Here is an 8,556-nt window from a genome sequence, read left to right on the forward strand (position 1 = left end):
GGACGGAGCGCCGCCTTATGGAAGCTGTCGGGGAAAGTTCAGCGCCAGCACCAGCGCGTCCTCGCGAACACCGTCAGAACGCGAATAATAGCCGCGGCGGCGACCGACCTCGTCGAACCCGGCGCGGGCGTAGAGGGTGCGGGCGGCCACATTACTCTCGGCCACCTCCAGGAAGATGCGCGTCGCCCCGCGCGCGGCCGACAACACCGCCGCCTGCCCGACCAGCCGCCCGCCCAGCCCGGCCCTTCGCGCTGCGGGCCGCACGGCCAGCGTCAGGATCTCGGCTTCGTCCGCGACCTGACGCATCAGGATGAACCCGTCGTCCTCCATCACGGCGAAGACGCCCGGCTGGCGCAACAGGTCGGCGAAGGCGGCGGGGTCCCACGGCGCGTCGAACGCCTCGGCGTGAAGGGCCGCCAGGGTGGTCGGATCGGGGGCGTTCACGGGCGAGGCGGGCGCGGCTGGCCCGGCAGACGGGTTGGCGGCGTTGCGTCGGGCGCGCGCAGATACAGGGGGCGGGGCGACGCGGCGGCGGGATCCGCCAGGACGATCAGACGGGTCAGCGCCTCAGCCGTCGGCGCCGCCAGCGGCAGGAGGGTTGCGCCCGGCAGCCCCTCGGCCAGCAGGGCTGCACCCGAGCCGATCAGGGTCAGCGCCTCACCCGGCGCCGTATCGCGAAACGCCGTCAGCCGTTCAAGCGCCACATCCAGCGCCAGCGGCTCGGCCGTCGACACCGGTGCGCCATCGCGGAACAGGCGGGCATAGACCTGGCCCCGGCGCGCGTCGATCAGGGCCGCGACCAGGCCGGTCGGCGCGGTCGAGGCCGCCAGTGCGTCCAGTGTCGAGATCCCCACCACCGGCCGGTCCAGCGCCGCGCCCAATCCCTGGGCAAAGGCCAGCCCGACCCGCAGACCGGTAAAGGATCCCGGTCCCACCGTGACGCCAATCCGGTCCAGCGCCGCGAACCCGCCGCCCGCGTCCGCCACGGCATCGCGCGCCAGCCCGGCCAGCCGCTCCTGATGGCCGATGGTCATGGCGACCTCCGCCACGGCCAGCGCGCGGCCATCCTCGAATACCGCGGCGGTGCAGGCGCCCAGCGCCGTGTCCAGCGCCAGCACCCTCACGACAACGCCTCCGCCCGGATCAGGCGCGGGCCAAGGCTGTGACGATCCGCGCCACGGCGGCGCGGCAGCGGCGATCCTCGATCAGCGGAAAGGCGTCGGCCACGGCCCGTCCCTCGCGCGTCGCGGTCATGAAGCGCAGGGCCGTCCATTCGGGTCCGGGCGTCAGCGGCGCCTCGACCCCGCCGTCCGCAGGCGGAAAGAAATCGGCCACCGGCGCCCCCAGCGCCAGGGCGGCGCGATGCAGGCGCGAGGCCGAGATGCGGTTGGCCCCCGTCTCGTATTTCTGAAGCTGCTGGAAACTGACTCCGATCGCCTGCGCCAGCGCGGTCTGGGACAGGCCCAGCGCCGTGCGCCGCGCGGCGATGCGCGCCCCCACCCACAGGTCGGTCGAGTCGGCATGGCGCGGCTGTGCGGACATCATCATGGGCAGATCGTTTCATGAAACGATCTGGTTTGCAACTATTATGTTTCATCAGGTTTCATGCCGCGATAGTACGGCGGATATCTGACGGATATCTGTACGGGCGATCCGCTCGGCCCGGTCCAGCGCCCCGGCGCCGCGCACCACCACCACATCGCCGTCCGAGCTCTCATACAGCCGGGCCCGCACCTCGCCGGTCACCATCTCGATCACACAGCCCTGATCGCGGCGTGGCCAGCGACCGGGCTCATACTCCAGCAACACACCCGACGACGCCCAAGGCGCCAGGGCGTCGTCCGACAGGCGCAGCGTCGCGCGGGGCGGAGGCGGGGCGGCGACATAGGCCCGGCCTCTAGCCTCAAGCCCATCCGGAGGAAGCGCCGCGATCGGCTCGGCGCGCACCAGCCGCAGGGCCAGATCCTCGGGCGTGGCGTCCAGGGCGGCGGTCAGGCGGCGCTGGACGTCGGGGCGGAACAGGCCCGCGCGGCGGCCGGCCTCATACAGGCCCCATCCCTGACTGGTCATGGCGACCCGCGCGCCCGCCTCGGCCTGGCTGAGCCCGCGCTCGCGCCGCAGCGCGGCCAGGGCTTCGCCCAGGGCCAGCCATTGGGCGCGTTCCTCATCGGCGGGTGTTTGAGCCATGGGCCATCATGGCGCAGGTCGGTTCGGGACGCCAAGGTTTCATTGAAACGGCGTCAGCATCAAACCGCGCTCAAGCAGCGAACGATAGCGCGCGAAAAACTCTCAGATCACCTGCTCGACGCTGGTGACCTCGGGCACATAGTGTTTCAGCATCTGCTCAACCCCGGCCTTGAGCGTGGCGCCGGACGACGGGCATCCCGAACAGGCGCCGCGCATGCGCAGGCGAACGATCCCGGTCTCCTCGTCGAAGGCGTCGAACAGGATGTCGCCGCCGTCCTGGGCCACGGCCGGGCGGATGCGGCTGTCCAGCAGGGCCTTGATCTCGGCCACGATCTCGCTGTCGTCCTCGGCATGGCCATCGGCGCCGTCGTCATGGCGCAGCAGGGCCGCGCCCGAGACAAAATGATCCATGACCACGCCCAGGATCGACGCCTTCAGCTCCGACCAGTCGGGCCCGTGCGCGGCCCGCGTCACCGAGACATAGTCGGCGCCGAAGAAGACCCCTTCGACCCCCTCAAGCTGGAACAGCGCCTCGGCCAGGGGCGAGGCGGCGCCTTCCTCGATAGTGCGGTACTCCAGCGGTCGCTGTGGCGAGACTTCGCGGCCCGGCAGGAATTTCAGCACGTTCGGATTGGGGGTGGCTTCGGTCTGGATGAACATGACCCGGAGATGCGCTCGAAGGCCCCGGATCGCAAGTGCGACGCATCTCCCTCCCCGTCCCGGGGAGGGAGAGGCGGTGTGGGTTAGGCCAGATCCTCGATATCCGCCTCGCTCAGTTCGCCGGGCACGATGGTTACGGGCAGTTTGCGGCCGCCGAAGCCGCCGCTCTTCAGCACCGCCGTGACCAGTGGTCCGGGACCGCGTGCGCCCGCGCCGGCGGCCAGCACCAGGATCTTGATATCCGGATCCTCGCCGACGACCTTGCGGATGGCGGCCTGGGGCTCACCTTCCTCAATCAGGAACAGGGGCGAGGAGCCGGAGCGTTCGGCCGCCTCCTGACCCACGCGATTCAGCAGGGCCTCGGCCTCTTCGCGTTGCTGGCGGCGGATCTCGTCGCGCACCCCCGACCAGTGCTCGTCGGAACTGGTCGGGATGACGCGCAGCAGGGCCACGCGCCCGCCCGTCGAGCGGGCGCGGCGCGCGGCATAGCCCAGGGCCGCGCCGAACTCCGGACTGTCATCGACGACGACGAGGAATTTACGCGGCATGGGCCCCTCCCCTTCCGATCAGGCCTGCGCCGCCGCCGCGACTTCGCGGATGGTGGCGTTGGCGATGGTCAGTTTGGCGAAGGTCCAGCCCGAACCGGAGGCCTCGATCTCGTCGACCGAGGCGCGGACCCCCTCGACCAGCGACAGGCGCGGGCCGATCCAGGCGTCGACGGCCTTTTCCGCCGCCGCTTCGCTGGCGCCGACAGCCTCGGCCGACGTCGTGGCCACCGCGCGGGTCAGCTGGACCTGCTCGTTCATGAAGTCCTGGATCAGACGACGCACCGCCAGCCGATCGAAATGATCGGCCGAAGGCACCGACCCCGCCGCCGCGCGCAGCCGGTCGAAGTCGAAGGCGGCGCCGACCTGGTGATACAGGCGCGCCATGGCCGGGGCGCTCCAGCCCGCTGCGGCGGACAGGTCGCCGATGTCGGCCGTGGCCACCAGCGGACGCAGCGCCGCGACGGTGCGGGCCAGAGCCTCGGGCACGCCCAGGCCGATGAAACGCTGGACCCGCGCCTCGGTCCGGTCCTGTTCGAAGCGGGACAGGACATCGGCCCCGGCCTGGCGCAGCGCGTCGGCGGCCGGGCGATAGGTGGCGATCAGGCCCCCGACCGAAGTCTCGGTACGCGCCGCGCGGCGCGCCAGCCAGAAGGTCTGGCGACGCAGGACGACGGCGATCTCGGTATAGAGGGCGGTCTGCGCCTCGGCCGAAATCTTCAGGTCCAGGGCCGACACCGCGTCCCAGGCCTCGTCCAGCCGGAAGATGCGGCGCGCCGCCTCGAACGCCGTGACCATGGCCCCGGTGTCGCATTCCGCCGCCGAGCGCAGTCGCTCGGGGAAGGTCGGACCGCACATGTTGACGATCTCGTTCGACAGCACGGTCGAGACGATCTCGCGGCGCAGGCGGTGACGACCCATGTCGGCCTCGAACTTCGCCAGCGGACCGGGGAAATAGCGCACCAGCGTCTCTTCGAAGAAGGGATCGTCCGGCGCGGTCGAGCCCACGATGTCGTCGAACAGCTCCAGCTTGGAATAGGCCATCAGCACGGCCAGCTCAGGCCGGACCAGCGGTGAAGCCGTGGCCTTCAGCTCGGCCATCCGCGCATCGTCAGGCAGCCCCTCGACCTTGCGGTCCAGTTTACCCTTGGCCGACAGCCACTGCATGAACCGCTGCTGGGCGTCGAGCGCATTCGCCCCCTCGGCCTGTTGCAGGGTCAGGGCCAGGGTCTGGTCGTAGTTGTGGGCCAGCACCTTCAGGCCCACCTCGTCGGTCATCGAGGCCAGAAGTGCGTTGCGGTCCTCGGCCTTCAGCGCGCCCGAGGCGATGGCCGCCCCGGTCAGGATCTTGATGTTGACCTCGTGGTCCGAACTGTCGACGCCGGCCGAGTTGTCGATGGCGTCGGTGTTCAGGCGCACGCCGTTGCGGGCCATTTCGATGCGGCCCGCCTGTGTCAGGCCCAGGTTGGCGCCTTCGCCGATGACCTTGGCGCGGACCTCGACGCCGTCGATGCGGATGACGTCGTTGGCCTTGTCCCCCGCCTGGGCGTGGGTCTCGTGCGCGGCCTTCACATAGGTGCCGATGCCGCCGAAATAGAGCAGTTCGGCGTCGGCGCGCAGGATGGCCTGCATCAGCGCAGCCGGATCGACGCTCTCGGCCTCGATGCCGAACAGGGCGCGGATCTGCGGCGTCAGGGTGATCGACTTGGCCGAGCGCGGGAAGACTCCGCCGCCCTCGGAAATCAACGCCTTGTCATAGTCCTGCCAAGACGAACGCGGCAGCTCGAACAGGCGCTGGCGTTCCTCCCACGACCTGGCCGGGTCGGGCGTCGGGTCGATGAAGATGTCGCGGTGGTCGAAGGCGGCGACCAGCTGGATCGCTTTCGACAGCAACATGCCGTTGCCGAACACGTCGCCGGACATGTCCCCCACACCGACCACAGTGAAGGGCTGGGATTGGATATCCTTGCCCATCTCGCGGAAGTGCCGCTTGACCGCCTCCCAGGCGCCGCGCGCCGTGATGCCCATTTCCTTGTGGTCGTAACCGGCCGAGCCGCCCGAAGCGAAGGCGTCGTCCAGCCAGAAGCCGTAGGATTGCGATACGCCGTTGGCGATGTCCGAGAAGGTCGCCGTGCCCTTGTCGGCGGCCACGACCAGATAGGGGTCGTCCCCTTCCCAGGCGATGACATTGGCCGGCCGCACCGGGGCGCCGTCGCCGACGATGTTGTCGGTCAGGTCCAGCAGGCCGGACAGGAAGGTCTTGTAGGCGCGGATCGCCTCGGCCTGGATGGCGTCGCGGTCGCCGCCGCGCGGCAGGCATTTGGGATAGAAGCCGCCCTTGGAGCCGACGGGCACGATGACTGCGTTCTTGACCTGCTGCGCCTTGACCAGGCCCAGAACCTCGGTGCGGAAATCGTCGCGGCGGTCGGACCAGCGCAGGCCGCCGCGGGCGACCGGGCCAAAGCGCAGGTGCACGCCCTCGACGTGCGGCGCCCAGACAAAGATCTCGCGGAACGGCTTGGGCAGCGGCAGGTCATCAAGCTCGCGCGAGGCGATCTTGATGGCGATATAGGGGTGCGGCCGGCCGTCGGCGGCCAACTGATAGAAGTTGGTGCGCTTGATCGCCAGGAGCAAAGCAGCGATCCGACGCAGGGCGCGGTCGTGGTCCAGACTCTTGACCTCCTGCAGCAGGGCCAGAAGCCCCTCATGCAGTTCGGCCACCGGCGTCTCGCGCGTTTCGACCGGGCCGCCCGCCGGGTCGAACCTGGCCGCGAACAGGGCCAGCAGGGCGCGCGCCACGGTCGGATATTCGCGCAGCGCCTCTTCCTGCACCGCCTGACTGGGATCCAGGCCGGTCTGCTGGCGATAGCGGGACAGGGTGCGGATCAGCGCCGCCTCGCGCCAGTCGACGCCCAGTTCCAGCACCAGCCGGTTGAAGCCGTCGCTTTCGGTGCGGCCGTTCCAGACGGCGCTGAAGGCGTCCTCGAACGGGCCGCTGACCGCGTCAAAGCTCAGCGCCTCGCCGCGCGGATCCTCCAGCAGGAATTCGTGGATGTGGATAGGGTCGCCGCCCCCCGGCCGGATGGCGTGACCGAACTCCTCCAGCGTCTTCAGCCCCATGTCCGCCAGGATCGGCAGCACGTCCGACAGCGGCACAGGCGCGCCGCGACGATACAGCTTGAACCGGAATTGCAGGGCGTTGTCGGTGGACGGCCGGAAGGCGCGCACGGCGACCGGCTCGCCGTCCCCGACCTTGCCGTCGGCGTTCAGCGTGTCGATCGACATCAGGTCGCGCACGGCCTCGGCCGCGTCATAGCGGTCGCGATAGCCGGCGCCGAAGGCCTGGGCCCAGCGGGCGCTGAGCGGGCCGACGGCCACTTCGTCGAAGTCGGCGACGCGCAGGGCGCTCTCGAACCGGTCGACCCAGCTGCGGCCCGCCTCGGCCACCTCGGCCTCCAGCGTCGCTTCGTCCGGACACGGATGATCGCCCGGATTGACGCCGATGATGTAGTGAATGCGCACCAGCGGCTGGTCGCTGAGTTCCGGATACCAGGCCGAGACCCGGCCGCCCCAGGCGCGGGCCAGGATGGCGCCGATCCGCTCGCGCACCGAGGTGTGGAACCGCTCGCGCGGGATGAAGGCCAGGATCGACACGAACCGGTCGAACGGATCCTTGCGCGAGAAGATCTTGATCCGCGGGCGGTCGTACAGGTGCAGGATGCCCAGCGCGATGTTCAGCAGCTCGTCCTCGCCGATCTGGAACAGCTCATCGCGAGGATAATTCTCGAGGATGTTCTTCAGGCGCTTGTGGTTGTGGCTGCCCGGCGCCTTGCCCGCGCGCTCCAGCGCATTGGCCACCTTGCGCCGGATCAGCGGCACCTCCTTGGCCATCTTGTCATAGGCCTCGGCCGTGAACAGGCCGACGAAACGGGTCTCGCCCGACGGGCGGCCGTCCGCGCCGTACCGCTTGACCCCAACATAATCCATGTAGGCCCGGCGATGGACGCGCGAGCGGATATTGGCCTTGGCCACGGTGACCGGTTCGCTGAGATCCAGCTGGCGCTGCATCTGGCGGGTCAGGACGGCCGGCTCTGACGCGCGGCGCAGGACGCGGCGCTCCGGATCGCTGAGCACGCCCAGCCCCTCGCCCGACTGGCTCAGCGGCGCCTCGGCCTCATAGCCGCCGTCGGCGCTGCGCGGATAATCATAATCCCGCGCACCCAGGAAGACGAAACGGTCGGCGGTCAGCCAGTTCAGGAACTCGACATTCTCGGCCAGAACTTCGGGATCGGTCCCCGCGGGACAGGCGGTCAGGGTCTGGGCCGACCGCTCCATCAGGGCGGTCATGGCGGCGTGATCGGCCACGGCCGATCGCACATCGGCCAGGGTCTCGGACAGGGCCTCGCCCAGGGCGTCGCGCCGCTCCTGCGGCAGGGGATCCAGGATGACCACGATCATCGATTCGCGGCCCGCGCCCTCCATCCGCGCGCCGGCGGCGTCGCGGCCGGTGGGAACCACGGGGTGGAACAGGGCCCGCACCGACACGCCCGCGTCGGCCAGCTGGCCCAGCACGCTGTCGACCAGGAAGGGGCCGTCATCCTGAATGATCTGGATGTTGTCATAGCCGGTGGCGCGGCCGTCCCGGCCGGTCAGCGGCCCTACGGTGATGCTGGCGGGCTCACCCGGCTTGCGCACGGCTGACGATCGCCAGGCGGCGGCCAGCACGGCGGCCAGATCATCGCCGTCGATCTCGGGCGTTTCGTCGGCGGCGTAGTCCTCATAGGCCTGGGTGAGGAAGGAGCGCTCCAGCGATCCCACCGACCCGCCGGCCCCCAGGCCGGCGGCAAACGCCCTTTCCAGCGCCTCCAGCGTTGTCGCCTGAGGGGACGCGGTGCGGGCCTGGCCAGCCATGATGAGTCTCTTGAAGCGCGGCCGTCGGCCGCCGGATGAGGCGACAGACTAGACCGCCGCCACGGCGGATCAACCGCCGTGTCGCTGACTAGGCCAGGCGGGACGGAACGGGAAGCGGGAACTGCTCAGGCAGCAGACTGATCGGCGTTCAGATGGCTTTTGAACGAACAAGGCCGCCGGACGGGGGAATGTCCGGCGGCCTTGTTCGTTCAAAAGCCATCTGAACGCCGATCAGTCTGCTGCCTGAGCAGTT

General features: G+C 69.9%; 7 protein-coding genes. All 7 read right to left on the reverse strand.

The window, feature by feature from the left end:
* Nucleotides 1-15: 15 nt before the first annotated feature.
* A complete protein-coding gene (rimI, locus tag EON91_RS05495; RefSeq protein ID WP_292092270.1) occupies nt 16-444 on the reverse strand; it encodes a ribosomal protein S18-alanine N-acetyltransferase in 429 nt (142 codons plus the stop codon).
* A complete protein-coding gene (gene tsaB, locus EON91_RS05500; RefSeq protein ID WP_292092272.1) occupies nt 441-1,124 on the reverse strand; it encodes a tRNA (adenosine(37)-N6)-threonylcarbamoyltransferase complex dimerization subunit type 1 TsaB in 684 nt (227 codons plus the stop codon). The genes rimI and tsaB overlap by 4 nt, the downstream gene beginning before the upstream one ends.
* A 19-nt stretch (nt 1,125-1,143) precedes the next feature.
* Entirely contained in the window at nt 1,144-1,548 is a 405-nt protein-coding gene (locus EON91_RS05505; protein ID WP_292092274.1) for a helix-turn-helix transcriptional regulator, read from the reverse strand.
* Nucleotides 1,549-1,596: 48 nt separating this feature from the next.
* Entirely contained in the window at nt 1,597-2,187 is a 591-nt protein-coding gene (locus EON91_RS05510; RefSeq protein ID WP_292092276.1) for a helix-turn-helix transcriptional regulator, read from the reverse strand.
* Nucleotides 2,188-2,289: 102 nt separating this feature from the next.
* A complete protein-coding gene (locus EON91_RS05515; RefSeq protein WP_292092278.1) occupies nt 2,290-2,847 on the reverse strand; it encodes a NifU family protein in 558 nt (185 codons plus the stop codon).
* An 83-nt stretch (nt 2,848-2,930) separates the two neighbouring features.
* On the reverse strand, nt 2,931-3,395 hold the full coding sequence (locus EON91_RS05520) for a universal stress protein (protein WP_292092280.1): 465 nt from the start codon (nt 3,393-3,395) through the stop codon (nt 2,931-2,933).
* Between the two features lie 18 nt (nt 3,396-3,413).
* Nucleotides 3,414-8,303, reverse strand: a complete 4,890-nt coding sequence (locus EON91_RS05525) for an NAD-glutamate dehydrogenase (protein WP_292092284.1) — start codon at nt 8,301-8,303, stop codon at nt 3,414-3,416.
* Nucleotides 8,304-8,556 lie beyond the last annotated feature (253 nt).

Source organism: Brevundimonas sp., assembly GCF_004210735.1.
Lineage (GTDB): Bacteria > Pseudomonadota > Alphaproteobacteria > Caulobacterales > Caulobacteraceae > Brevundimonas.